At 45.0% G+C, this 25,367-nt stretch carries 18 protein-coding genes; 7 read left to right on the top strand and 11 right to left on the bottom strand.

Going from position 1 to position 25,367, the window contains the following annotated elements; all coding sequences use genetic code 11:
* Positions 1-123: 123 nt before the first annotated feature.
* The 4 genes from kynB to LIN78_RS15025 all read left to right on the top strand — a co-directional run bounded on the left by kynB (position 124) and on the right by LIN78_RS15025 (position 3,780).
* A complete protein-coding gene (kynB, locus tag LIN78_RS15040; protein WP_227181682.1) occupies positions 124-753 on the top strand; it encodes an arylformamidase in 630 nt (209 codons plus the stop codon).
* A gap of 56 nt (positions 754-809) precedes the next feature.
* Positions 810-2,075, top strand: coding sequence for a kynureninase (gene kynU / locus LIN78_RS15035; RefSeq protein WP_227181681.1), 1,266 nt, complete (start codon positions 810-812; stop codon positions 2,073-2,075).
* Between the two features lie 48 nt (positions 2,076-2,123).
* Entirely contained in the window at positions 2,124-2,966 is an 843-nt protein-coding gene (kynA, locus tag LIN78_RS15030) for a tryptophan 2,3-dioxygenase (RefSeq protein ID WP_227181680.1), read from the top strand.
* A gap of 202 nt (positions 2,967-3,168) precedes the next feature.
* Positions 3,169-3,780, top strand: a complete 612-nt coding sequence (locus tag LIN78_RS15025; RefSeq protein WP_227181679.1) for a hypothetical protein — start codon at positions 3,169-3,171, stop codon at positions 3,778-3,780.
* A 69-nt stretch (positions 3,781-3,849) separates the two neighbouring features.
* On the opposite strand, the gene LIN78_RS15020 is transcribed toward LIN78_RS15025, so the two are convergent.
* From LIN78_RS15020 to LIN78_RS15010, 3 genes are all read right to left on the bottom strand, one after another.
* A complete protein-coding gene (locus tag LIN78_RS15020) occupies positions 3,850-5,853 on the bottom strand; it encodes an alpha/beta hydrolase-fold protein (RefSeq protein ID WP_227181678.1) in 2,004 nt (667 codons plus the stop codon).
* Between the two features lie 297 nt (positions 5,854-6,150).
* Positions 6,151-6,885 carry a siderophore-interacting protein gene (locus tag LIN78_RS15015; RefSeq protein WP_227181677.1) on the bottom strand — a complete coding sequence of 245 codons (735 nt, stop codon included), beginning with the start codon at positions 6,883-6,885 and terminating at the stop codon, positions 6,151-6,153.
* 128 nt (positions 6,886-7,013) lie between these two features.
* Complete coding sequence (locus LIN78_RS15010) at positions 7,014-7,472, bottom strand: MarR family winged helix-turn-helix transcriptional regulator (RefSeq protein WP_227181676.1); 459 nt, start codon at positions 7,470-7,472, stop codon at positions 7,014-7,016.
* 272 nt (positions 7,473-7,744) lie between these two features.
* On the opposite strand from LIN78_RS15010, the gene LIN78_RS15005 reads away from it, so the two are divergent.
* The gene (locus tag LIN78_RS15005; protein ID WP_227181675.1) at positions 7,745-11,743 is read left to right on the top strand and encodes a Pls/PosA family non-ribosomal peptide synthetase; all 3,999 of its coding nucleotides are present in this window, start codon (positions 7,745-7,747) and stop codon (positions 11,741-11,743) included.
* A gap of 46 nt (positions 11,744-11,789) precedes the next feature.
* On the opposite strand, the gene LIN78_RS15000 is transcribed toward LIN78_RS15005, so the two are convergent.
* The 6 genes from LIN78_RS15000 to LIN78_RS14975 all read right to left on the bottom strand — a co-directional run bounded on the left by LIN78_RS15000 (position 11,790) and on the right by LIN78_RS14975 (position 18,728).
* The gene (locus LIN78_RS15000; RefSeq protein ID WP_227181674.1) at positions 11,790-13,187 is read right to left on the bottom strand and encodes an MFS transporter; all 1,398 of its coding nucleotides are present in this window, start codon (positions 13,185-13,187) and stop codon (positions 11,790-11,792) included.
* Complete coding sequence (gene ligK, locus LIN78_RS14995; RefSeq protein WP_227181673.1) at positions 13,188-13,880, bottom strand: 4-carboxy-4-hydroxy-2-oxoadipate aldolase/oxaloacetate decarboxylase; 693 nt, start codon at positions 13,878-13,880, stop codon at positions 13,188-13,190.
* 9 nt (positions 13,881-13,889) lie between these two features.
* Positions 13,890-14,915 (bottom strand): amidohydrolase family protein, encoded by a 1,026-nt coding sequence (locus LIN78_RS14990; RefSeq protein ID WP_227181672.1) that lies wholly within the window; start codon positions 14,913-14,915, stop codon positions 13,890-13,892.
* 2 nt (positions 14,916-14,917) lie between these two features.
* Positions 14,918-16,207, bottom strand: coding sequence for a gallate dioxygenase (locus LIN78_RS14985; protein ID WP_227181671.1), 1,290 nt, complete (start codon positions 16,205-16,207; stop codon positions 14,918-14,920).
* 44 nt (positions 16,208-16,251) lie between these two features.
* Positions 16,252-17,571 carry an MFS transporter gene (locus LIN78_RS14980; protein WP_227181670.1) on the bottom strand — a complete coding sequence of 440 codons (1,320 nt, stop codon included), beginning with the start codon at positions 17,569-17,571 and terminating at the stop codon, positions 16,252-16,254.
* Positions 17,572-17,645: 74 nt separating this feature from the next.
* The gene (locus LIN78_RS14975) at positions 17,646-18,728 is read right to left on the bottom strand and encodes a 4-oxalomesaconate tautomerase (RefSeq protein WP_227181669.1); all 1,083 of its coding nucleotides are present in this window, start codon (positions 18,726-18,728) and stop codon (positions 17,646-17,648) included.
* Between the two features lie 185 nt (positions 18,729-18,913).
* On the opposite strand from LIN78_RS14975, the gene LIN78_RS14970 reads away from it, so the two are divergent.
* Positions 18,914-20,134, top strand: coding sequence for a LysR family transcriptional regulator (locus LIN78_RS14970; RefSeq protein ID WP_227181668.1), 1,221 nt, complete (start codon positions 18,914-18,916; stop codon positions 20,132-20,134).
* A 149-nt stretch (positions 20,135-20,283) separates the two neighbouring features.
* A complete protein-coding gene (locus LIN78_RS14965; RefSeq protein WP_227181667.1) occupies positions 20,284-21,153 on the top strand; it encodes a Tim44 domain-containing protein in 870 nt (289 codons plus the stop codon).
* A gap of 91 nt (positions 21,154-21,244) precedes the next feature.
* Here LIN78_RS14965 and nhaR read toward each other — a convergent pair whose 3' ends face one another.
* On the bottom strand, positions 21,245-22,126 hold the full coding sequence (gene nhaR / locus LIN78_RS14960) for a transcriptional activator NhaR (RefSeq protein WP_227181666.1): 882 nt from the start codon (positions 22,124-22,126) through the stop codon (positions 21,245-21,247).
* A 117-nt stretch (positions 22,127-22,243) separates the two neighbouring features.
* Positions 22,244-25,367, bottom strand: a 3,124-nt coding sequence (locus LIN78_RS14955; protein ID WP_227181665.1) for a type I secretion C-terminal target domain-containing protein, incomplete at its 5' end; no start/stop codon positions are given.

Here is a 25,367-nt window from a genome sequence, read left to right as displayed (position 1 = left end):
AATTCCAAGTTTATGCAAATTCTTGCCAGATTATTTCACAAACAGCCAAAACCTGCCGCAAGTTTCGTCACCTATTTCGCAATAAATTGCATAAGATTAATTAACGCTTTTGCAGAGTTCAACATGAAAAACATCATTGATATTAGCCCGCTGATTCATGCAGGTACCCCCATTTGGCCGGGTGATACCAAGGTATCACTTCAACCAATGTGGCAAATTGGTCCGGGCTGCCCTGTGAACGTAGGGAAAATAGAACTCTCGCCGCATACCGGCGCACATGCAGATGCCCCATATCACTATGATGAAGCCGGGTTAGCGATTGCCGACGTGCCACTAGACTACTATGTAGGCACCTGTCGGGTGATCCATGTGCTGGGCGTGGCGCCAACGGTGTTGCCTAGCCATATCGAGCATGCTTTAGACGATTGCCCGCCAAGAGTGTTGCTCCGCTTATACGTAAATGCCCCGCAAACCGAATGGGATAGCCACTTTCCGGCAATTCACCCAGATACCATTGATTTGCTGGCGGAGAAGCAAGTCCAGTTAATTGGTGTGGATACCGCTTCTTTAGACCCTGAAACCTCTAAAACGATGTCAGCCCATTTACGCGTGAAAGCGCATCGCATGGCGATATTAGAAGGATTAGTACTAGACCAAGTGGCAGAAGGCGATTATGAATTAATCGCCCTTCCCTTAAAGCTAGCCGGATTAGATGCAAGCCCAGTGCGCGCCATTTTGCGCACACTACCGTAATGAATTAACCCGATTGCCCACCACCCAATAAAAACAAACTCCAAAGGAAACCCTGCATGTCGATTACCTTGCAAGACTGCCAAGAAAAAGACCGCCAAGATCCATTAGCTGCCGCAAGAGATCAGTTTGCGTTACCAGAAGGTGTCATTTATCTAGATGGCAACTCATTGGGCGCACAACCCAAAGCTGCCTTAGCGCGTGCAAGCGAAGTTGTCTCTTATGAATGGGGCGTAGGGTTAATTCGCAGCTGGAACACGGCTAGTTGGTTTGATTTGCCACAGCGTTTAGGTAATAAACTCGCGAGGCTGATTGGTGCAGGTGAAGACCAAGTTGTCGTTACCGATACGACATCAATCAACCTTTACAAAGTGCTAGCGGCAGCCCTTCGCCAGCAAGCGGCCAATGCGCCTACCCGTCGGGTGATTGTGTCTGAACGCAGAAACTTCCCGACAGATCTATATATTGCGCAAGGCTTAACCGAGCAATTAATGGCTCATGGCGCGCCTGCTTTTGAATTGCGTTTAATTGATAGCCCAGAAGAGCTGCCAACAGCGTTAACTGATGATGTCTCTGTTGTGATGCTCACGCATGTGAACTACCAAACTGGCTACATGTACAACATGAAAGAAACCACCGCCCTAGTACATGAGCGTGGTGCGTTAACGGTGTGGGACCTTGCCCATTCTGCCGGCGCAGTACCGGTAGATCTAGTCGGCGCAAATGCTGACTATGCCGTGGGATGTACATATAAGTATCTAAATGGTGGTCCAGGCTCACCCGCATTTTTATGGGTAAACCCAGTTCATCAAAATCAATTCTGGCAACCATTATCTGGCTGGTGGGGCCATGCACGCCCATTTGCGATGGAGCCGGGCTATGAACCACAAAAAGGCATTAGTCGTTATTTGTGTGGCACACAGCCGATTACCTCGCTATCGCTGGTGGAATGTGGCTTAAACACCTTTGCAAATACCGATATGCAAGCGATTCGTGCCAAGTCACTCGCTTTAACCAGCCTCTTTATCGAGTTGGTTAAGCAAGAATGTGCTGATCATCCGCTTACCCTCATTACCCCTACGGACGCAAACTACCGTGGCAGCCAAGTAAGCTACGAACATCCAGAAGGGTTTGCGGTCGTTCAGGCATTAATCGATCAAGGTGTGATTCCTGATTATCGTGAACCGCGGAATATGCGCTTTGGCTTTACCCCGCTCTACACCAGTTTTGTTGATGTGTGGGAGTCCGTTCGTATTCTGAAAGATATCTTGGATACCCGTCGTTGGGATCAGCCACAATTTCACCGCCGTGGTGCCGTGACTTAATCTTTAACCACCAGATAAAAATACACAAAGCAATACTTGGAGAACCAGATGACAACCCCTACCCCAACTAACGGACAGTGGCACGGCGCAGAATTAAACTTCAGCAAGGACATGAGTTACGGTGATTATTTGGCCTTAGACCAAATTCTGACTGCGCAGCATCCGTTATCACCAGATCACAACGAAATGCTGTTTATCGTCCAGCATCAAACCAGTGAACTCTGGATGAAACTGATGTTGCATGAATTGCATGCAGCTCGCAGCTGTGTGATGGAAGAGCGCCTGCCAGAAGCCTTTAAAATGCTGGCGCGTGTATCACGCATCATGGAGCAACTCGTCCAGGCCTGGAACGTGCTCGCCACCATGACGCCACCAGAATACACCGCAATGCGTCCATACTTGGGGAAGTCATCTGGTTTTCAGTCTTACCAATATCGGGAAATCGAGTTTATTTTAGGTAACAAAAACCCGGCCATGCTAAAACCGCATGCTCATAGAGATGAATTGCTAATGCGCGTAGAAGCCGCATTAGTCGCGCCATCTTTATACGATGAAGCCATCAAACTATTAGCGAAAAAAGGGTTCTTTATTGAAGAAAGCCGTCTCAATAAAGATTGGGCAGAACCCACGCAATACAATGAATCCGTAGAGGCAGCATGGCTAGCAGTGTACAAAGACCCGCAAGCTAACTGGGAACTCTACCAACTAGCCGAAAAATTTGTAGATATGGAAGATGCTTTCCGTCTATGGCGTTTCCGCCATTTAACCACGGTAGAACGTGTCATTGGCTTTAAACGCGGCACGGGCGGCACAGAAGGCGCTAGTTACCTAAAGAAAATGCTCGATGTGGTGCTATTTCCAGAACTGTGGCGCTTGCGTACCGCGCTGTAATTTCCTAAGCCCTCAGTTAGCAGCACTGCGACACCTCACGCCATGTGAGGTGTTTTGCATTCTAAGGAAGCAATTTAAAGATTTTCTTCTGAAATTTACTACTTACTAAAAAGTAAGTACTTAACATCTTTTAACACGCATGATAGATTCCGCATGACATTTCAATTTATGTCAATTCTCTAATCATTTTGCGTTTTCTATCATGCCTAACATTGCCAAACCACTGCTTCTCATTCTCTGCACTTTGCTATTTATCACTGCCTGTAATCGCAAACCAGATACCGAACTGACGCCAGATGAATTAAGCAAAAAGTACGGAAAAGTGCTGGCCATGCAGTTTCATCTCAATGGGGATGAAATTGACGAGATGGTAAAAAATGGTCGCTCTGAATTTGGCATCAAAAAAACAAGGATGGGCAATTGGCAATTGCAAAGCATGCCCCTAGAAGCAACCGAAGCAGGTCGGGTGCTGCTACATGTTAAAGGGCACGCCAAACAAGATGGTGCTGTTGCACTAAGTTTTTGGACATTTTGGACCGATAACGGAAAAGTAGGTCCAGGCCTTTTTGAGAAAGACCTTAAGGCAGGTGACACGATTGATAAGCTTTTAGTAGGAGAGCAAGTCTATATGACGAGCGCAGGCAGAGTAGCTCCCTCGCTTGATCTACAAAAATTAGAAAATCTTCAATTGGAATCACTAGATGTCTACGTGCTAAAAGGCCGAAATGCAAGCGAACACAATTGGGTGTATTTCTACTTCTTACCTGCTCTGGTGTTTGCTATTTTCGGATTTTGGCTTAAACGTCGAAACTAAGCGATGTGCTTAGCTGGTCCATCCAATCAAAATCCCGCTTAATTTAGCAGGATTTTGATTCAGGGCAACCTACTTATGTTGTTCAAACAACCAATCACGAATACCGGGGATCGAATAGGCGTAAAACCATGTATAGCGATGGTTTCCACCATTAAACGTCGTGAAATTAATCGACTTTCCTTGCTGGCGCATCGCTTCCACCTGAGAGGCAAGATAGTTTACGTCCCCCTCTGCATTCCAATTAGCTTTGGCTATGGTTGCACCATTATTTTTTAGTACAGTCGTAATGGCATCCATTCCCGGTTTGGCTTTGGTGTCCCCCTCTGAAACGACAATCCACATTGGCTTTTTGGCCATGACTGCCGTCAAAGTTGGTTCCCATTGGCAGGCAACCAGATAAGATGCCGCAAATAAATCAGGGTATTTGATGTTCATTGCAATGGACGTCATCCCCCCCATGGATTGCCCCGTATTGTATAGACGGCTTTCATCAATGCTATAGGTTTTGAGCAAGGATTTAAGTAGGTTAACGGCAATATCCATGTCGTCGGTAGTTTTAGATGAGTCCCCCGCAATCACCTTATTAAACTGCGGCGCTAAAACAAAACTTTCATGTTTAGCCTGCTCTTCTGGCGATGCCCAGACCACCGCACCGGTGCCTTGAGTGAGTGTTTCTATGGGGTTATTGCTGACGGCCCCCGCATCATGCATAAACAAAACCAGCGGGTATTTTTTCTTCGGATCGTAATGTTTTGGGATGTACAAATTAAACATCAGCGATTTTCGGTATTGCTCATCGTAAAACACCATTTGCTGAAAATCTTGCGTGTCAGGGCTTTGAGATAGGTTACTAGTTAGCACTTCAGCAGAAGGTGAAATGGTTTGATTATCCCCTACTTTAATTTCACCGGTTTGTAGCACACTAACCGCTAATGGTGCGACTTTGGCTGGTTTATCAGATACTTGTCCAAGTTGAGGTCCACCACCACCAGCCGGAGGCTCACTCTTTGTCGAAGTATTTGCACTAGTAGTTGGCTGAGCTGGGCCGCCACCCATTTCGGCATTTTTATTATCGACCACCGTTTTGAGTTCGATAATGACAAACCGACCTGCTTTGCTTGTCGTACTTACTTCTGGTAATTCGTTAGTATAAATACGCGTCACTTCACGGTTCGGCACTTGATAATCACGAACATCAAGTGACTTTGGATCAACCGTTTTGGCGTACTCTAGAGCAACCGCGCTGACCTTTTGACCATCTCCCATGACTTTCACAATGGCAGTCATATTCATTAATTCGGGATGATTTGGGAATTGAATGGCTGAAACTTTTTCTCTCGCCAATTCGCTACCTAGCTCAGCAGCCTTTTTATACCAGCTAAGCGCTTGATTCACGTCCTTTGTCACGCCAATGCCTTGCTCATAGACATTACCTAAAGCCAAAATGGCTGGCAGTGCAATCTCATCTCCGCGAGCGGCAGATTTTAAATAAAGCGCAACGGCTTGTTGCTCATCTTTTTTAACGCCTTTACCTTTTTCATATAATTGTCCAAGGTAATACTGACTAGAGATATCGCCTTTATCTGCTGCCATTTGGTAGTACTTTGCTGCTTTTGTATAATTAACTGGGACACCCCAGCCATTTTCCTCAATAAGGCCAAGGTACCGCGGGGCCTTCATATCACCGGCGGCACTCGCTTTTTCAAACCACGCTCTCGCGGTTTTTACATCTTTCGCTGTTGCCACACCATTCAAATACATAATGCCCAGATTGGTCATACCTCTTGGGCTATTTACATTGGCAGCCATTTGAAAATAGCTAAATGCGCGTTGTTCGTCTAATTCACCATAACGCGCATGCAAGTACGCCTCGCCCAATCTTGTCAGACCTTCTGGATCTTTATCAGAGGCGGCTTCTAACAATAAATTAAGGGCGGTCGAATCATCCCCTGCTTGATTAGCTGCTTCATACTTCTGCATCGTTGCGCTAAGTGGTGGATGAGTCTCGGCTGCAGACACGATGAAAGGCAACATCGCCATACTTACACTCACCATCCATTTTTTCTTCAGCATACTTTCTCTCTTTAGCAGAAAACGCATTTCATTTTTGAAAATACATTTTCAACGCTTTTTTAATCAGACTATCGAATCATTCGTTGTAGCCTACTGGGCTATTTAATACGGATCAATTCATTCACAGCGTTTTTTACATCTTTCGAGGCATCTTATGGTTGCCTTATAACTTTCTTACGATTTGTTTACAAATGAATGGCTAATACCAACTCAAACTATTTCACTAAAAATAAAAAAAGCCCCATTTAAGAGGCTTATCTAGTGAAAGTCGTATAGGAAAGATCCGCGAATGTTTGTTTACACTAAGCGATCATGAAAATCCGCTTCACCAACTTTCCAATAAGCAGCTACTTTCATATCTGACTTAGGATGATTCTTTTCGTGAATCAGAATATCTCTCGCTTTTTTCATTGCATTCGATTCACCAGCGCACCAGACAAAACCCTCGCCACTTGGCAAGTGAGCGGCTTGTAAAGCATTTATTAACCCAGCGTTATCTGACACAAACTGAATATGGCTATGCTCTTTTGCAATTTCTTCTCTGGATTGCGCATTTTCAATTTTCAACAACACTTTCGTAGGCATACCAGCAGGAAGCTCTTTTAAGCGTCTCTCAATCGCAGGGAAAGACGACTCATCCCCCACTAAGAAATGCCAGTCATAATCCATCGGGATCACCATAGAGCCTTTCGGACCAGCAATAATGGCACTGTCGCCAATTTTTGCACTGGTTGCCCAATCCGATGCTTTGCCCCCGGCATGAACTGCAAACGCAATCACCAGTTCGCCAGCGGCTTTATTCATCAAAATTGGTGTGTAATCTCTTTTAAACTGCTGCCCTGATGCATCTGTAAAAATGAACTTGATATGATCATCAAACGAATCCGATTCGAATGTCGTCAGCGCCTCACCTTTGAAGGTCACGTAGAGTAAGCTAGGTCCCTTCCAATCTAGTGCCGCGACGTTCACATCCCTTAGTACGATTTCACGACGAACACGATTAATCCCTCTTTGTTTTCCTGTGAAGAACATGGTCTTTCCTTTATTAGTTGACTATATCAACATTTTAATCTAATTGTTGATATAGTCAACTAATAGTTTGTAACAAGTTGTATCTAGATTTTTGTCATTACAAAAGAAAGCACACGAACAGGATGTTCTTAGTCCGTCAAATTAGATCTGATTTTAGATAGCAGCTGCTGTAACGTTTGGGATTCTTGCACGGACAACCCTGCAACTGCCTGCATTGACAGCGATTTGCCTAATTGTTTTACTTCTTCGTGAATCTGCTCGCCTTCTGGCGATAAAGAAATCCTCACCACCCGACGATCTTCTGGGTCTGTGGTCGTAAGCACCAAGCCCTTGTCTTTTAGACCGGTGATTAACCTAGCTAACTGTGATTTATCTCTGCCAGAATGTTTGACTAGGTCTTTTTGCGTGGTATTTGGATGATACCAAAAGTAATTTAATGCCTTAAATTCCATGTGGCTTAGTTCGAAAGCTTGGTCTTTTAATAGCGCATACTGTTTAGACCGGTACAAGTGCATGATGGAATGAATATGGTCCATACAGCGCTCACCTAACTCATGCTGCTCTACTTGTTTTTTTTCTTGCGCCATATTCCAAACACCCAAACCCAACATTCAATACGTCCTATTATCGCTCATTTCTACATATCAAATTGAATTATTCAAATATCAGTTGTCGTCTCGTTCTTACTCCATGCGTTAACACTACATAACAAGTTGTAAACGTTTGACTGTTTGGGATGACTACCTGTAGGGCAATACACCAGATAGATAGTCCGTACCTTCGGCCAAAATAGCCTAAAAAATCAGACTAATAGGCAAGCCTCAAACAATATCATTCCAATTGAAAGCAGTTAACAGACGTGACTAAATCTGAATACACCTTGCTCCAGGGCCCTTACCTGCCTGAGCTACTCAAAAATGAAACGCTGCCAGATTTATTTGAAGCGACGGCGAAACGTTTACCAAACAAAACTGCGCTGATTTTTGAAAATGAATCGCTTACTTACGCAGAACTCAATGCAAAAGCAGATATCGTCGCGCATCACCTCATCCAACGCGGAGTGGTTTCTGGTGCCATGGTTGGCTTATGGATGCATCGGGGAATTTCATTATTAGTCGCACAATTAGGCATTGCAAAAGCCGGGGCAGCTTGGTTACCGATGGACGCAGATTTACCCGCCGATCGGGTAGAGATTTGCATTGATGACGCAAAAGCAGTGGGGATTATCACAGACTTTGAATTGCCAGCAGGCACACAAATCCCCGCTTGGTCTTATCAAGCCCTATGTGAAAATAGTCATCCTCCATTATTAAAGCGTTGCGGGCATACACATACCATGCCTGCTTACGTGATTTATACCTCTGGTTCGACAGGTAAACCGAAAGGGATTTGCATCAACCAAGGGAGTATTTCTCACTTTCTCCGCTCCGAAAACCATCAGCTAGGCATTACAGAAGGAGACAAAGTCTATCAGGGCTTTTCTGTTGCTTTTGATATGTCCTTCGAAGAAATTTGGATTAGCTATTTAGTCGGTGCCACGCTGTGGATTGCGCCTAAGTCGCTGATTGCAGATCCTCAAGCACTACCTACTGCGCTACGCGAAAATCAAATCACCGTTTTACACGCAGTCCCTACCCTGCTTGCTTTATTTGCTGAAGATGTACCTAACCTTCGCCTCATTAATTTGGGTGGCGAAATGTGCCCAGAGTCGGTGGTGGAGCGCTGGTGGACGCCAAATCGTCAAATGTTTAATACTTATGGGCCAACTGAGGCGACTGTCTCTGCTAGCTTGGCAAGTTTGGTAAAAGGACAACCTGTCACTATTGGTACACCGTTGCCAAACTATGGCTTATTAGTCATGAATGAACAAGGCGAAGCCTTGCCTGCAGGTCAAACCGGCGAACTCTGTATTTTTGGCCCAGGGGTATCTGATGGCTATCTAGGCAGAGCAGACTTAACGGCTGAAAAGTTTATTCGTAATCCGTATGCGACTAGACCAGATGAAGAAAGACTCTATAAAACCGGGGATTTAGCCATTATTAATGAAGATGGCTCGGTGCAGTGTTTAGGTCGCGCGGATGATCAAATCAAAATCCGTGGATTTCGTGTTGAATTAGGTGAAATTGAAGCCGCACTTTGTGATATTCCGGGCATTGGCACAGCAGCAGTAATTTTAAAAGCCATCAACGGCATGGATCAACTAGTTGCCTTTATCGCATCGGAAGAAGATACGCCACCTAGCATTAGTGAACTCCGGCAGCATTTAAAGCAACGCTTACCTGTCTATATGGTGCCTGCTTTTTATGAGTATCTAGCAGAAGTACCGCGCCTGACTTCTGGAAAAATCGATCGCAAAGTTTTAAAAGCCAAAGAAATTACGCTGAGCGGATTATTATCCGAAGATGAAGACCAGCCACAGAATGAAACTGAACAGGTTATTTTCGACACCCTCAAAAAGCTATTTCCGGGCCATCCTATTCGATTATCAGCTGATTTTTTTGATGATATGGGTGGGCATTCGCTTTTAGCGGCAAGAATGGTGTCAGAGTTACGCGCACATCCTCTTTTTGAAACCATCACCGTTCAAGATATTTACCAATTGCGTAGCATCGGCAAAATTGCAGAAAAAATGCATCTTGTCGCGCTACACAACCAAAAGCAAAGCATCACGACAAAAGCACCTAATCTTTTTAATAGCACGTGGAGAAGGTTACGTTGCGGGGTAGCACAGTTAGTGGCGATTCCGGTACTGGTGGCTTTCCGGATATTAAGTTGGTTAGCCCCCTTTGTGACCTATCACATGCTCACTGGTGATGAAGGTGACAGCATGGTCAATGCGATGCTGATCTCCGTGGGAGTCTTTTTACTAGGCGTCATACTCAGTTTTATTCTTCCTGTATTAGGTGTTCGTGCCTTACAGGGACATCTAAAACCCGGCAAATACCCGCTTTGGGGGATTGGATATTTCAGATGGTGGTTATCAAATCGACTCACCGAAGTTATCCCTGTTCACTTAATTTCTGGTTCATCACTCTACCCCCTTTATCTACGAGCAATGGGCGCAAAAATTGGTGAGCAAGTGGTGATTGGTTCTGTCACGATTCGTGCGCCCAGTCTGCTAACAATAGAAGATAAGGTCAGTATTGGGTCATCGGTCAACCTAGAAAATGCGCATATTGAAAATGGTGAACTAGAGGTTGGCACGATTCACCTAGCCGAATCGTCCTATATTGGCTCTTACGCGGTTTTGAGTACGAATACCAAGTTAGAAACGCTTTGCCATGTAGAAGGCTTATCTGCCGTGCCATCTGGGGAAACATTACAAGCCAAACAGCGCTATCAAGGCGCACCTGCAAAATTGGTAGGCGCAGTAGATATGTCGACCTATCCTAAACGACCATTAGCGCAGCAAAAAGACCATCTACTAAGACACCTTTTCTACATTTTAGGTGCGCTACTAATGGCAGTCGTCTTTTTTATTCCTATTTTCCCAACCTTTGTGTTGGTCGATTGGATTGACTTTCAGTGGTTACATATTCAAGAGCAACTAAGCTCACCAATTTGGGTGGGAATTATCTACTTTTTAGTGTCTATTCCTGCTTGTTTGCTGCTGGTGGTGATTACCGCCTTGGTTTCATCGGCGATTCGCTGGACAGTGCTTCCGAGATTATCCCCCTCTAGCTGGCCGGTGCATGGCTCGCTTTATTACCGCAAATGGTTAACTAACCAGATTCAAGAGGCAAGTCTATTTGTGTTGCATGGTATTTATGCCACGCTGTATGCGCCGACTTGGTATCGTCTACTTGGCGCGAAAATTGGCAAAGGAACAGAGGTTTCTACAGCCATGGGCGTTGTGCCAGATATGCTTACACTGGGCAAAGATGCCTTCATTGCTGATGCAGTAATGCTGGGTGATGATGAAATTAATGCGGGCTGGATGAGCATCAATCACACGGTAGTTGGGGATAGAACGTTTGTAGGTAATGGTGCATATATCCCTGATGGAACGGTATTGCCCCCTGAAGTATTAATTGGTGTGCAATCTACCATTCCAAATCAACAAGCTATTCGTCCTGGGGATACTTGGATGGGCTCTCCTTCTCTACGGTTACCGGCAAGAGAGTCACTATTTGGTTTTTCAGATGAACTAACCTTCTCCCCTTCTTGGAAACGTCGTGTGGGTAGGGGCATTATCGAAGCAGCAAGGATTGTGCTTCCGCAAGCCTTAACGATCTGTGCCGGATATCTGATCGTGTTAGATCTTCTTCCGATTGTAGAAGAAGAAGCGTGGGTAAAACTATGTACGCATTTGGCGATAGATGGTGCGTTATATGGGGCGTTGTGCTTTGTCATTATTTGGGTATTGAAGTGGCTATTTATTGGTCGCTACGAACCCAAAGCAGCACCAATGTGGACCATGTTTGTCTGGACCAGTGAAGCTGTCACTAACTTGTACGAATCGATTGCCGTACCGAATTTTGTGAACTTCCTTCGGGGCACGCCATTTTTGCCTTGGGCATTAAGATTAATGGGCGCGAAAATTGGAAAAGGGACCTATCTAGACACAACGGACATCACTGAATTTGATTGTGCATATATTGGCGATAACGTTGAAATGAATGCTTTAACCGGCCCGCAAACGCATTTATTTGAAGACCGTATTATGAAAATTGGCAACGTGCATATTGGTAAGGGGACAACCGTGCACCCTAGAGGTACCATCTTGTACGATGCAAAAGTGGGTAATGATGTTGTTTTAGGCCCATTAAGCTTAGTAATGAAAGGGGAAACCTTACCAGCCAATAGTCGCTGGATGGGAACACCAACCTCACCTTGGTTACCTCGCACCGAAAAATAGGCTAATTGATCTAAGTAGGTGGTCTAAAGATGTCGCATTATTCTCTTTAGACCACAATCCCTTCCCCTGCCGTTTTATCTACCTTCCGTAACAAGACTAGCGCGAAAACACCTAGTAAAGAAAGTGCAACTAATGCCATTTGGTAGGCAAATAAGTGGCCACCATTAGGGTGTGCAAAAACAGATAATTTTAATACCAGCGCAGTAAATGCTACCCCTACCCCATTCGATAATCGAAGCAGCATATTGAGTAAGGTGTTCGCATCCGTCATGTGGTGATCATCTACGTCGGAAAAAGCCAAGGTACTTAACACGGTATAGCCAACCGATCGTGAAATACCATAGCCAAATAAAATCAGCACAATGACCGCCATTGAAGCATTTACACCAATCCATGCCATTAACTGATAAATGCCAATGCTGACGGCCACCCCACCAAGTAGTAAGGGGCGAAAACCAAACTTTCTGACTAGCACACGGATGAGAGATTTCATTAACAAGTTTCCGCCAAACATGACTAGCATCAGTAAGCCAGACTGGAATGGCGAAATCCCCATCCCTAATTGCAAGATCAGTGGAAATAAAAATGGCGCAGCGTTTAGCGAGATTCTAAATAATGTCCCGCCCGTTACCACTAAGCGATAGGTTGGATGCTGTAGAATTTGCCAATTAATGATGGCATGCGTTTTGTTCTGACAATGCCGAATAAACGCCCACAAAAACCAAGCGGTTAGCAAGACAGAAGCAATTGCTGTCGGCCAATGCGATAACTCAGCAATTGCATCTAAACTATAAATTAGCCCTACATTAAATCCACAGGAAAGCAAAAATCCGGAGAGATCAAACCCCTTTTCATGTGGTGTGTGGGTATCTGGGAAAAATCGAAAGATTAAACAAATAAAGACAATACCAAGCGGAATATTGAGATAAAAAATCCACTCCCAATGGATATATTGCACAATCAAGCCGCCTAAAGGCGGGCCAATGACCGGTGCAACTAAACCAGGCCAAGTAATCATGGCGGTTGCCCGCAATAATTGTTCTTTTGGAGTGTTTTTTAATACCGCCAACCGCCCAACAGGCACCATCAATGCGCCAGCCGCACCTTGCAGTCCGCGAAAAATCGCAAACCACGTTAATGAAGGTGCCATCGCACAACAGGCAGAAGCGAGCGTAAATAAACCAATAGAAGTAAAAAAGACACGTCTAGTGCCAAAGCGATCTGCAATCCAGCCACTCGCAGGAATCAATAAAGTAAGCACCACCAGATAAGCCGTAATACCAATATTCATATCAAACGCAGTGACATGAAAAGCTTTTGCCATGGCGGGAATCGCCGTCACCAGTACGGTGGCGTCTAGGTTTTCCATAAAAAAAGCACCCGCTACCAGATACATAATCATGTTCTGGTGCGGGTTAGATCGGGTAACTACAGGTTCACTCATTTAATCAATGTATCTTAGACCTTGTTTAGCAAGTGGTTCGCGCATTTTATAAAGGTCAAGCCCCAGTGTGCCACTCGCTAAGATTGCTCGTTTTTCAGTTTCTAGGTTTTCACGCTTTTCCGCCGCTTGGGCAACTTCCATGGCCTTAGCGGCAGGTACCACAACTACCCCATCTGCGTCACCAATCACCACATCACCCGGGTTGACCACAGCGCCAGCACAAACCACAGGGATATTCACTGAACCCAAGGTTGCCTTTACAGTACCCTTCGCATTCACGGCTTTGCTAAAGACGGGGAAATTCATTTTCTCCAACTCGTCTACATCGCGCACACCGCCATCAATTACTAAACCAACCGCACCTCGAGATTGAAAGCTGGTTGCTAGCAAATCGCCAAAAAAGCCATCGGTATTATCGGTTGTACACGCGGCAATCGCTACATCGCCCGGTTGCAACTGTTCTGCAGCAACGTGCATCATCCAGTTATCTCCCGGCTGCAACAAAATAGTCACTGCTGTACCACAAAATTTGGCGCCATTGTACACAGGACGCATATAAGACTTCATCAGTCCAACACGACCCATTGCCTCATGAATTGTCGCCACACCAAATCGAGACAAAGCAGCCACGGCTTCTTTATCTGCCCGTTCAATTTGGCGGTAGACCACGCCTAGCTCGTTAAATGCACTCATGATGATTCCTTATCTACCTTGTGATTTCAGTTTTTTATCTAACAATGGGTACACACGTCGTGCATTCCCCTCGTAGACCATTGCCTTGTCTTCTGCAGATAAGTTAGAAGCCTCGATATAGCGCTTGGTATCGTCATAGTAATGACCTGTTTCAGGGTCAATACCTCGAACCGCACCAATCATCTCGGAAGCAAATAGCACGTTCTTCACCGGAATCACATGGGTCAGCAGGTCAATACCTGGTTGGTGATACACGCAGGTATCAAAGTAAATGTTTTCCAACAGGTGTTTATCCAGCGTTGGCAATTTCATTTCTTGCGCCAAACCACGGAAACGGCCCCAGTGGTAAGGCACCGCGCCACCACCATGTGGAATCACAAACTTTAATGTCGGGAAATCTTCAAACAAACGGGAAGTCAAACACTGCATAAATGCGGTGGTATCAGCATTCAGGTAGTGCGCGCCCGTTGTATGGAAGGCGCAATTACAACTGGTAGATACATGAATCATGGCGGGAATATCGTACTCCACCATTTTTTCATACACGGGATACCAATGTTTGTCAGACAGTGGCGGGCTATTCCAGTGGCCACCAGATGGATCTGGATTTAAGTTAATCGCCACAAAACCATAGTCTTTAATACACTTGTCTAGTTCTGGAATAACACTTGCTGGATCTACTCCCGGGCTTTGCGGCAGCATGGCAGCACCAATAAAGTTCTCTGGGAATAATTCCGCCACCCGGTAGCAAAGCTCATTACAAATCGCAGACCAAGTCGAGCTAACTTGAAAATCACCAATGTGATGCGCCATAAAGCTCGCACGCGGGCTAAATACAGTCAGATCTGCACCGCGCTCCTTCATTAAACGAAGCTGGTTTGTTTCAATACTTTCGCGAAGCTCATCATCACTAATTTTTAGTTCAGAAGCTTTTGGGCCTAATTCTGGCGTCGCTAAGTTATCAACTTGCTTCTTACGCCACTCTTCTAGTGCTTTTGGTGCGGTCGTATAGTGACCATGGATATCAATAATCATCTTTACTTCCCTTTGTTCCAGTCTGTTTTACCTTCGTCTTTTCCGGCCACGGAATACAACGCATTCGGGGCTTGTCTAGTAGCTTGGAAAGCCTCTAAAGACATCCCCTTCATCGCCGCGTAGATATGTAAGTTAGAAACACCAACAACTGCCCCCAACTTTTCTAAGCCAAAGAAAATTGCGCCATAGCGAATTAGTGCATCCCAATCTCGTCTGCGCAGCATGTCTTTCTCTTCTTCCGTTAAGCCATGCTGCTCAAATGAGGCTTCCGGATCGGCCAAGAACATCTCGCGATGCGCCGGAACAATCATGTTGCGAAGGTATTTATTGAGTCGGTATGTTTTATGGCTTTGCGCCAGCGTAAATGGATGCGTACCTTCTAAATCTCCCACCCCAGCAAGCTCTCGTTCCATCTTGTAATTGAGATCTTGGGTGCGGTTTTTCGGTAATGGCACTGCGAGGTTTTCGTAGATTGCCGTGGCAATCCCGGTCATCGAAGGTAAATAATATTGCTGATGAATCTTCTTCACTTGAGAGGATAAAGCGCCACGCATAATCAACCACATGATGATTTCCGCGCCTTCCATCCCACCCAACTCAGCGTAGTCCGCCAATGTCAGACGGGTCAGTGCTTCCGGGTCATTTTCAAATAGTGATAAGAAATCCAAATCCCATTTTGTGTTATTGAATCCGGCACGCGCTCCATGTACCTGATGAGATAAGCCCCCGGTAGCTACAATCGCCACCGACATATCTTCTGGAAAGCTCTCAATCGCATCACGTAGTGCACGGCCAAGTTTTAAGCAGCGCGCAGCACTAGGTACAGGGAACTGCAACACCCCAACGGCCAACGGCACAATCGGAAAATCCCAATCAGTATTGCCATTATTGATCATCGATAATGGGGACAAGCAGCCATGATCAAGTGCTTTATCTCTGAAAAAAGACATATCAAATTCGGCAGCCATCAAACTCGCGCCAATATGTCTTGCTAATGCGTCATGCCCTTTCACTGGCGGCAAATCTCTCGCCCCGCCACCTTCATCTGCTACTGGGTAAGTGTTATCGACCCCCAAGGTAAACGCAGAATAGTGATCAAAGAAAAAAGAGGTGACATGGTCGTTATAAATAACAAACAAAGCATCTGGTTTTTTCTCATCTAGCCACTGACGGATGGGCTGAAATGCTTCAAAAATTGGTGCCCATACTGGGTCATTTTGTTTTTGTTTATCTACCGCAAAACCAATCGTTGGAGTATGAGAGCATGCAATGCCACCAATGATTCGAGCCATGACGTTTCCTTTTGAATTGCTAGCAGCAACTAATAAGTGAAGACTTAAAAGCTAGCTGTTGATTTTTTATTATTAATGTAAATTGCTAAACCTGCGCAGGTTGCGGGTACAGCCAGTGCGACGAAGATCATTTGGAAATCCCATCCAAAGCTCAGTAACACACCACCAATTGAAGAACCTAAAATACTGCCTAAACGACCAATCCCCAGCATCCAGCTCACACCTGTTGCACGTGCCATGGTTGGATAGCAACCTGGTGCATACGCATTCAATCCCGTTTGCGCACCACTTAAGCAGAAACCTGCTAACAGAATCACCGGTATCATAATTGGAGAATTCAGACCGGCTGCGCCTAGCATGATCAACGACACACCACCTAGCACATAACTGGTGCTGATCACTTTGTTAGGGCGGAATTTATCCATTGCCAAGCCAACTAACACACCACCTAAAGTACCGCCCAATTGGAACATCGCGGTCAGTGTAGAAGCACGTTCGATAGATAGACCAGAGTCTTTCATAATGGTTGGCAACCAACCAGTAGACAGATAAATCACCAACAAACCCATGAAATAGGTTACCCATAGGCAAATGGTGCGGAAGGCATAACCGCTAGCAAATAGCACAGTAATTGGTTGTTTTGCCACGACTTTTTCATTTGAAACAAAGCTTGTCCAGTTTGAAAAGTCTGCTTGGCATACTTTGGTTAGTACTTCTCTAATACGATCTACAGCAGCACCTTTGACCACTAGGTATCTTGCAGACTCTGGAAGCGAGAACAACATAACAGGTACAAGAATCAGCGGTAAAACACCACCAAAAACCAGTACACTTTCCCAGTTATGGCGAGGTACTAAATAAGCAGCTACAAAACCGATCATTGCAGAGCCTAAATTGAACCCTGTAAACATGGTAGCAATTAGAAATGAACGCCGTTTTTCTGGCACATATTCAGATAGCAAGGTCGTTGCATTCGGCATTGCCGCGCCTAATGCTAGCCCAGTAATAAAGCGAAGAATCGCCATTTGATGCGGGTTTTGTGCGTACGCCGTCGCCAACGTTGCAATACCAAATCCTAGAACAGCCAAAATTAAGACTTTGCGGCGCCCAATCCAATCAGAAGAAGAACCAGCAAAAATTGCACCTACAGCTAAGCCTAACGGGGCCGCGCCCATTACTACACCAAAAGCAGTTTTTGAAATGTGCCATGCTGCTGTAATGCTCGGGGCAATAAAGCCCATAATCGCAACATCCATACCATCCACTGCCACAATCAAGAAGCAGAGAACCACAAGCCACCATTGATATTTGGACATTTTTTGTCCATTGATGTACTCACGCACATCTAATGCATTTTGTTGCATATTATTGTCTCCTCAAGTTGCAACATTAAAAGTGGGCAAAGAAAAAGTCAGTACTTCGGATGTAAAAATCCGTATTAGTCGTTTTTGGGTATCAGTACTGAACCAGTAAATAGCGGTCGCGCCGTTCTGATTAACGCCACCTGCATCGGCTGATTAGGTTGATCGATGATTCTGATCGTGAATTCACCGGTCGGATGTTCAATGGAATAAACCCCATTTCCATCGGACGAATTAGATTGAAGAAACTCTGCACAAATAGTCCCTTCATGATGGCAAGCGGTAGCAACTGAGGCTGCGCCCAAAACACCAATGGCGTCATGGCATTTTTTAGGGATAAATGTCCTCGTCGAAATCACACCACCCTCTTTTGCGGCAGCGATTAAGGTCATTTTGGGGACGACTTTATTTGTTACATCGCCCAAGTTCATTTTGGCGCCTGCTTGCAATCGGATAGATTCAATCCGAGACTTTAGTAAAGCATTGGCATCTAGCTCTGCAGGCGTTTCATAGCCACTAACGCCTAAGTCTGCCGCTTTCATCACCACTACAGGCATGCCGTTGTCGATGCAGGTAACCCCAACGCCATCAAACTCATCTAAGTGATTACCAGTAGGATATAAACTCCCGCATGAAGAGCCTGCCACATCGGAAAAAACCAATTCCACCGCAGCACCCGTACCTGGCACACCACTAATCGCGGTAACACCTAAATAATTCACTCTCTGTTGCGCGGTATTTACTTTTGCTACACAAAAGCTTTTGGTATTCACCATATAAATGCGAACAGCAGTTTCTTCCCCCGCGATGTCAACTAAACCTGCTTCTATCGCAAATGGTGCAACCGCTGAAAGAATATTGCCGCAGGTAGGTGAATAATCGATGCGATGTTCCCCAAGCACAACTTGGCCAAATAGGTAGTCCACATCGGCTTCGGGCTGTACAGATGAAGAAATAATGGCGATTTTTGTAGTGAGCGGTTGTCCGCCGCCAATCCCATCACGCTGCAGCGCATCCGTACCCATTGCAGCAAGTAATAACTGATCTCTTTGCGCAGGATCTGTCGGTAAATCAGATGCATGAAAAAAAGCAGCTTTCGATGTGCCACCGCGCATCCATGTACATCTCACTGCGTATAAGTCATTGCCGACTGTTTTCATGTCATCCCCTCTTTGTGTTTTGTGAATACTAATTCTTAAAACTCCCCTCCGTGTTATAACTTCGTGCCCTATCATTCTAATTTTGTGAACATATAGTTATGAGAATTTACAAATTCATTTAAAATCAAACATATAAAGTCACAATCAATTTAATTAATGTGCTAACAATTTCAAAGGAACAGAAATTGGATGATGAAATTCTCAGAAATATTCCTGCTTTCATGGCGGTTGCCGAACAAAAAGGTGTATCTAGGGCATCAGAATTTCTATTTAAAGCACCTTCAGCCTTAACGAGATCCATCGCCTTACTCGAAGAGACATTAGGTTTCACCCTATTTGATCGACTACCGCACGGCATGCTAATGAACCACTTTGGCGAAGCCGTGCAGGAACGAAGTCGCCGAATATTGATGGAGCTAAAAATTGCTTGTGAAGAATTGGGGCCAATTTGCCGTCCCGCAAAAGAAGAAAAACACCTTAGTGCTTTTTTATTAGCGGGCAGAAAACTGCAAGTATTTGCGAGTATTGCGGAACATCAATCACTATCAGAAGCAGGAAAGCAACTAGCGCTCAGCCGTTCTGGTGTTTCGATGTCATTAAGCAGAATGGAAGAATATTTGGGGATTCATTTATTCGAAAGAATGGCGCATGGGCTGATTCCCAATACGGCCGGAGAAAAACTCCTCATCCGCGCCAAACGCATTAGCGCAGAAATTCGCCATTTAAAGACTGAATTATCCGCATTAGCAGGTGCGCTAAAAGGCACCGTGATTATTGGCGCCCTTCCCCTGTGCCGGACCAGGATTTTGCCAAAAGCAATTAGTCAGTTGCTCATTACCCATCCTGATATTCAAGTGAAGACCTTAGAAAGCCCATACGATGAACTAGCGAAAGGTTTAAAGTCTGGCGATATCGACTTCATTATTGGTGCCGTACGCGGAAAGGCTGAACAAAGTGAATTTCAGATAGAGCACTTATTTATGGATCAGGTTTCTATTTTTTGCCGAGCCAATCATCCCCTCACGCAGAAAAATCAAATAGATCTAGCCACTTTGTCTAACCAGCAGTGGATTTTACCAAGACAAGATTCACCTGCTAGGCAAGTACTAACTAAAGCATTTCTGCAAAAAGGGTTAACACCGCCTCAACCCGCAATTGAGTCTGGCGATTTAGCGATTTTAAGATACCTATTAGCAAGTACCGATTTAATCACCGCTATTTCCCCCTTCCAGCTTTTTTATGAAATCAAAGACCAGTTAGTAGAAGCATTGCCGATAGATCTAGACAATACGCAGCGTTCTATCGGGATTACCTCCAGAAAACAATCACTCCCCTCACCCGCAGTGCTTGAAATGATGAATGAGGTAAAACGTGTCATTAGAGACGAAGTTCATCGTTCCATCTAACGGTACGCTAGTTAATTAATCAGATTCAGAACAAGCATCAATTGTTCGATTTTTTCTGATAAATTATAAAAATAATACTGTTTTTATTTACAAAAAAATTCGTCTAGTATTCGTTTCATGACTTTAATGTCTTTTGAAGGAGACGAATCATGAAATTTTTATCCATGTTAGCAATCGTGCTGACACTGGGTTTTGCCTTTGTCAGCCAAGATGCAGAAGCAAAGCGTCTAGGAAGTGGTCGTTCTTCGGGTATGCAACGCAATATCGATGCGCCATCTAAACCGATGCAAAGTCCCATGGCAAATAATGCAGCAAGACCAGGTGCAGCCGCTGCCGCACAACCTCAAAAGCGATCTTGGCTTGGTCCCATCGCAGGTTTGGCAGCCGGTCTCGGTTTGGCAGCGTTGGCTTCACACTTTGGCTTTGGTGAAGAAATGGCTTCAATCATGATGATGGTCTTAATTGGCTTTGCGATCATGATGGTAATTGGTTTCTTCATGCGAAGAAAAGCAGCCTCTCAACAACCGGCAATGGCTGGTATGGGTGGTAACTATGCTCAAAACCAATACCGCAACCAACAAGCGACATTTGATCAATCTGCTCAACCATACGGTTCTACTGCATCAAATAGCTTTACCCCATCAGTACCAGCAGGATTTGATACAGATGGATTTGTGCGTAGCGCGAAGGTGCACTTTATCCGCCTACAAGCAGCAAATGATGCTGGTAATTTAGATGATATTCGTGAGTTCACGACGCCTGAAATGTTTGCCGAAATCAAAATGGATATTGCAGACCGTAAAGGTGCAGCACAAACAACAGATGTGCTGAATATTGAAGCGGAAATCTTGGAAGTGATCCAAGAAAATAACCGCCAAGTGGCCAGCGTGCGCTTTACCGGCCTAGTCCGCGAAGATAAAAATGCTGCTGCAGATCCAATTGATGAAGTATGGCACTTGGTTCGCGCTTCAAATGGAAACTCTGGTTGGTTGTTGGCTGGTATTCAACAAACTAACTAATCGAAACTCCTTACTAGCTGCTTCGCGTCAGGTCTTCCCGTCCTGACGTTTTTAAAGCCCCAGTTATTTAATTAGCTGGGGCTATTTTCTTTTAGGTCACCGCATTTAAGTGGCTTGTCATCGCCAATACACAAGGGTGGCGAATCTTCCGCTCTACAGACAAAGCAAAATACGTTAAGTTAAAATTCGTTCGTCCCAATAAACGCATACTAGGCATCTGCAAATACTCTTTCTCCATGACGCTATGAATTGGAAATACCCCACCGCCCTCTTGACCGAAGGCATTCATTAACGCGGTATCATCGAATACACCAATAATGTTGGGGCGAATATGCTGTTGATCAAACCATTCACGAAGTTTTCTACCTAGTGTCGCGTGTTCGCTCGGCATGAATATAGGTAGATCCCCAAGAATATTTGGGAAATGTACCTCTTTACCCGCCAGCATCTTTTCATGGGCAATAAAACTGATGCCGGACTCAATAAGGGGATGGCTATAAGCATTCACCTCAACTCTAGCCGGCAAGGGCTCATCTGAGATAACCAAATCTAATTTATGGGTAGCCAAATCAGTCAGTAAGGTAGTGAGCGGCCCTTCTCGACAAACTAATCTGACCGAATCACCAATCGCCATTGCTGGCTTTAATAACTGATAAACCAAGTTTTTAGGCACAATATCCGCTACGCCTACGCGAAAATCAGTCACTTGGTCTTTCGGATAATGCTTTAACACCTGTTCTAGTTCTGCGCCCAGCGCAAACAATTCATCTGCGTATTGCATCGCAAGACGGCCAGCATCTGTCAACACCATCGAACGACCTTCTCGCTCAAATAGTGCAATACCTAAGGAATCTTCTAATAGTTTGATTTGACCACTGAGGGTTTGCGGCGTCATATGGATCGCTTCTGCCGCACGGATCACCCCTCCATGATGCGCAACTTTCCAAAAATAAAATAAATGCTTCAGGTTCACAGCATGCCCGACTATTTAATTGGTTGATGAATACATCTTACCGATTGCTAAACATCACGCAAAGAAAAACCCCTATATATTGCTATATAGGGGTTTACGTGACCTACTTAAAAAGGATTAATCGGTATTCAATTTACCTTTGTTCAGCAGGTCTTGAATGATAGCGGTATCTGTTAATGTGCTTCCACTAGTTAAATCAACACCCGATAACACAATCTTCTGGTCATCCGCAGTTGCGTTAAATCCTGAAGCAAATCCACCACTACTGCTCACATGAATAATCGTGTCAGAACCTGATTTCTCGAAGTGTAGGTAGCTTGTTAAGTTACCTGTACCTGTTGTGTGGTTCTCACCTTGCAGTAGGTCTTTAAGATCGAGAATATCTCCCCCAAGTGCTTTACTTGCTGTATCAAAATCAGTAATGGTATCCACGGTAGCAGAACCGACAGATCCTTTATCAGATAAATGCCATACAAAGGTATCGGAACCGAGTCCGCCTGTCAGCGTATCCTTGCCACCACCGCCAATCAACGTATCGGAACCTGCCCCACCAGAAAGGATGTCATTCCCATTTCCACCATCTATATAGTCTTTTCCATCTGTTCCAGTGACTTTTTCGGCAGTATCTGTGCCTGTATAAGTAGCACCCGTACGAATTGCATACACGCCATTGGTAGAAGTCTCAACAATATCCTGATTGGCAGCCAAAGTCGGTACATCACTTGGAGAGAACAGCGCATACTGATCGGTACCAATCACGGTATAGGCAGTATCTGCTGAACCAGTTGGTTTGATTTCGACACGTAAAGAAGCGTGACCACCTTGATCCCAATAGAGTAATTCTAATGGCAGCAATCCTTCAGAAATCGTTTTGCCGGAAAAGACCGTGACAGCAGTAGATTGAATGTAATCCACCTCAGCAACGTTTTGACCACCAATCAACAAGCGATAACCATCATCCGCTGTGATACGAATATCATAAGATCCGCTAGTTGGAATGTAGATATAACCCACCATGCGAATAATGGCATCGGTGGTATCACCCAAGCCACTTGTCGCAGCAAGACTGTCCACATTACCACTGCTAACCTTCAGGAAGGTGTACAAGTTATTTGTATTTCCACCTGAAGAAGCGGTGATAGTACCACTTTCAACTCTGCCATTTTGGCCAAGATCATTACTAAATAGTGGTGTGTTAGAACCACTATTTAAACCAAACTCTAGCTTATTCGTACTAAATGTAGCATCCGATGCAGAAGCGGGTGCAATAATCGCATTGTTAATCAAGTTTGTATTGCCAGCGCGACCTTCGATAATAGCTTCAACATCAGCTAGGCGATCGACGTTATTTGCAGTGCCAGCATCTGCGCTTCCATCATCTGAATGCAAACGCACAGTCGATGTCGACGAAGCATACTTAGGATCAGAGGCAGTGCCATCACGTGTTTCGTTATAACCGTAATATTCACCACTCAGCCCCATATTCACGCCTGTTATCGTACTGCTAGTACTGACAAGAGTAACTTCGGTTGGTGGTGTGACGTTAATAGACAATGTTGAACTTGCACTATCTCCATCGTTATCTACTAGTGAATAACTAATTGCCTCAGTAAAGTTTGCGGTTGTAGAAACTGGCGGCGTATACGTATAAGCACCGGTATCCATATCGACAATAAACTTACCACCATTACTTGTTGAAGTTACTTTACCACCGGCAAGCGTACCAATTGTCCAAACATGGGTAGCAGAATCATATGTACCACGAACGGTGCCCGTTGATGTTCCATCGTAGTTGTAGGTTGTGCCATCAATAACAATGCTCACCATGCGGCCGCCATCAGCACCAATAGAAGCCCCATCACCAAGTGTACCTGAACTAGTTAGTGAGCCTGAGGTTGCAGTCAAGATTGAATCACGCAAAATTGGTGGCAACTGACTAATATCGGCAACAACAACTGATGAGGTATTAGTTGAAGTCGCACCATTATAGGCAATAGGATTCATATTAGCCTGTGATGCACCTGTTCCCATCCCATAAGCAAAAGAGTTGATGCTGTTAGCAATCAAAAAGGATTGCCAAATTGCCTCTTCACCCGCTTGAATACCATCTGCGCTAGTCAACGGGCCAGAACTACCGTCCCAGTCGGTGTTCCCATTTGGCGAACCATCAGTAAGGAAGTATGAAACATTGTTTGCACCTGCAATTTTGCCAGCATCTGTGAATGCTGATTGAGCTGCAATCAATGCTGCATCGTAGTTAGTTGTACCATTAGCGGTCAGTCCATTCACTATTTCTTTAGCTCTAGCAACAGTTACCCATGTCGCATCTTGTTCCGCTGCGGAGGTTGAGAAGGTTACAATCCGAACCATCACATCCCCTAGATTATCGTATTGATTCAATAACTCAGTGATTGAATCTTTCATAATCTGCAGACGAGTACCTGCCATTGACCCAGACACATCCAGAATCAACATAATATTAGTATTCTGAACAGGTAGAGAAACAGTATTGCTTGATGCAACTGCATATGGCGAGTCATCTTCGACATTCACAGTCAATGTACCTGTAGATGACAAAGAACCATCACTTGCGGTCACACCAACACTAAATGAGGAAATGTTCTCACCATTGCCTGTTGTATGATCAATTGCTTTTGACATCGTTACGGTATAACTACCACTACTACTTACTGCTACACGCATTACTTCTACACCGTTAGCCGAACCGACTAGCGTACCAGTTCCTACGCCGGACCAGGTCAGAGCCACTCCACCAGAGGTAATGGTCTGAGTTGGCGCAGCCAAGCTAATGGTAACGGTACTATCGACATCGATAATCGACATCGTCCCTGAGGCGGTCGCCGAATTTGTGGCATCTGTTGGGTTGCCCGTTGTATCTGGGTTTCCACCTGCCAAACCTTCTTCAGAAACCGTTGCAGACGTGCTAGTTACTACTGGCGCGTCATTAACTGGATTCACTGCAATAGAGACCGTATCTACATCAGTCAACGTACCACCTGAACCCGTATTACCATTGTCACTGGTGGTCATGGTTAAGGTGGCTGTACCGTTGAAATCTTTTGTCGGTACATAGGTAACATTCGCTGCCAACGTCGCATTGATTTGAGCTACTGTGCCGGTCAATGTCACGGTGCCTGTACCCGTGCCACTGATAGACGCACTACCACCGCTTACCGTCAGCGTGCCGTTTGTAACGGCTAAGGTCACGGTCATGCTGCCA

Origin of the sequence: Leeia speluncae (assembly GCF_020564625.1) — a bacterium.
Lineage (GTDB): Bacteria > Pseudomonadota > Gammaproteobacteria > Burkholderiales > Leeiaceae > Leeia > Leeia speluncae.
This window is presented reverse-complemented; position numbering and strand designations above follow the sequence as displayed.

Bases quoted from the DNA above. Each gene is read 5' to 3' on its own strand.
- kynB (WP_227181682.1), top strand. From the start codon at position 124: ATGAAAAACATCATTGATATTAGCCCGCTGATTCATGCAGGTACCCCC.
- kynU (WP_227181681.1), top strand. From the start codon at position 810: ATGTCGATTACCTTGCAAGACTGCCAAGAAAAAGACCGCCAAGATCCA.
- kynA (WP_227181680.1), top strand. From the start codon at position 2,124: ATGACAACCCCTACCCCAACTAACGGACAGTGGCACGGCGCAGAATTA.
- LIN78_RS15025 (WP_227181679.1), top strand. From the start codon at position 3,169: ATGCCTAACATTGCCAAACCACTGCTTCTCATTCTCTGCACTTTGCTA.
- LIN78_RS15020 (WP_227181678.1), bottom strand. From the start codon at position 5,853: ATGCTGAAGAAAAAATGGATGGTGAGTGTAAGTATGGCGATGTTGCCT.
- LIN78_RS15015 (WP_227181677.1), bottom strand. From the start codon at position 6,885: ATGTTCTTCACAGGAAAACAAAGAGGGATTAATCGTGTTCGTCGTGAA.
- LIN78_RS15010 (WP_227181676.1), bottom strand. From the start codon at position 7,472: ATGGCGCAAGAAAAAAAACAAGTAGAGCAGCATGAGTTAGGTGAGCGC.
- LIN78_RS15000 (WP_227181674.1), bottom strand. From the start codon at position 13,187: ATGAGTGAACCTGTAGTTACCCGATCTAACCCGCACCAGAACATGATT.
- ligK (WP_227181673.1), bottom strand. From the start codon at position 13,880: ATGAGTGCATTTAACGAGCTAGGCGTGGTCTACCGCCAAATTGAACGG.
- LIN78_RS14990 (WP_227181672.1), bottom strand. From the start codon at position 14,915: ATGATTATTGATATCCATGGTCACTATACGACCGCACCAAAAGCACTA.
- LIN78_RS14985 (WP_227181671.1), bottom strand. From the start codon at position 16,207: ATGGCTCGAATCATTGGTGGCATTGCATGCTCTCATACTCCAACGATT.
- LIN78_RS14980 (WP_227181670.1), bottom strand. From the start codon at position 17,571: ATGCAACAAAATGCATTAGATGTGCGTGAGTACATCAATGGACAAAAA.
- LIN78_RS14975 (WP_227181669.1), bottom strand. From the start codon at position 18,728: ATGAAAACAGTCGGCAATGACTTATACGCAGTGAGATGTACATGGATG.
- LIN78_RS14965 (WP_227181667.1), top strand. From the start codon at position 20,284: ATGAAATTTTTATCCATGTTAGCAATCGTGCTGACACTGGGTTTTGCC.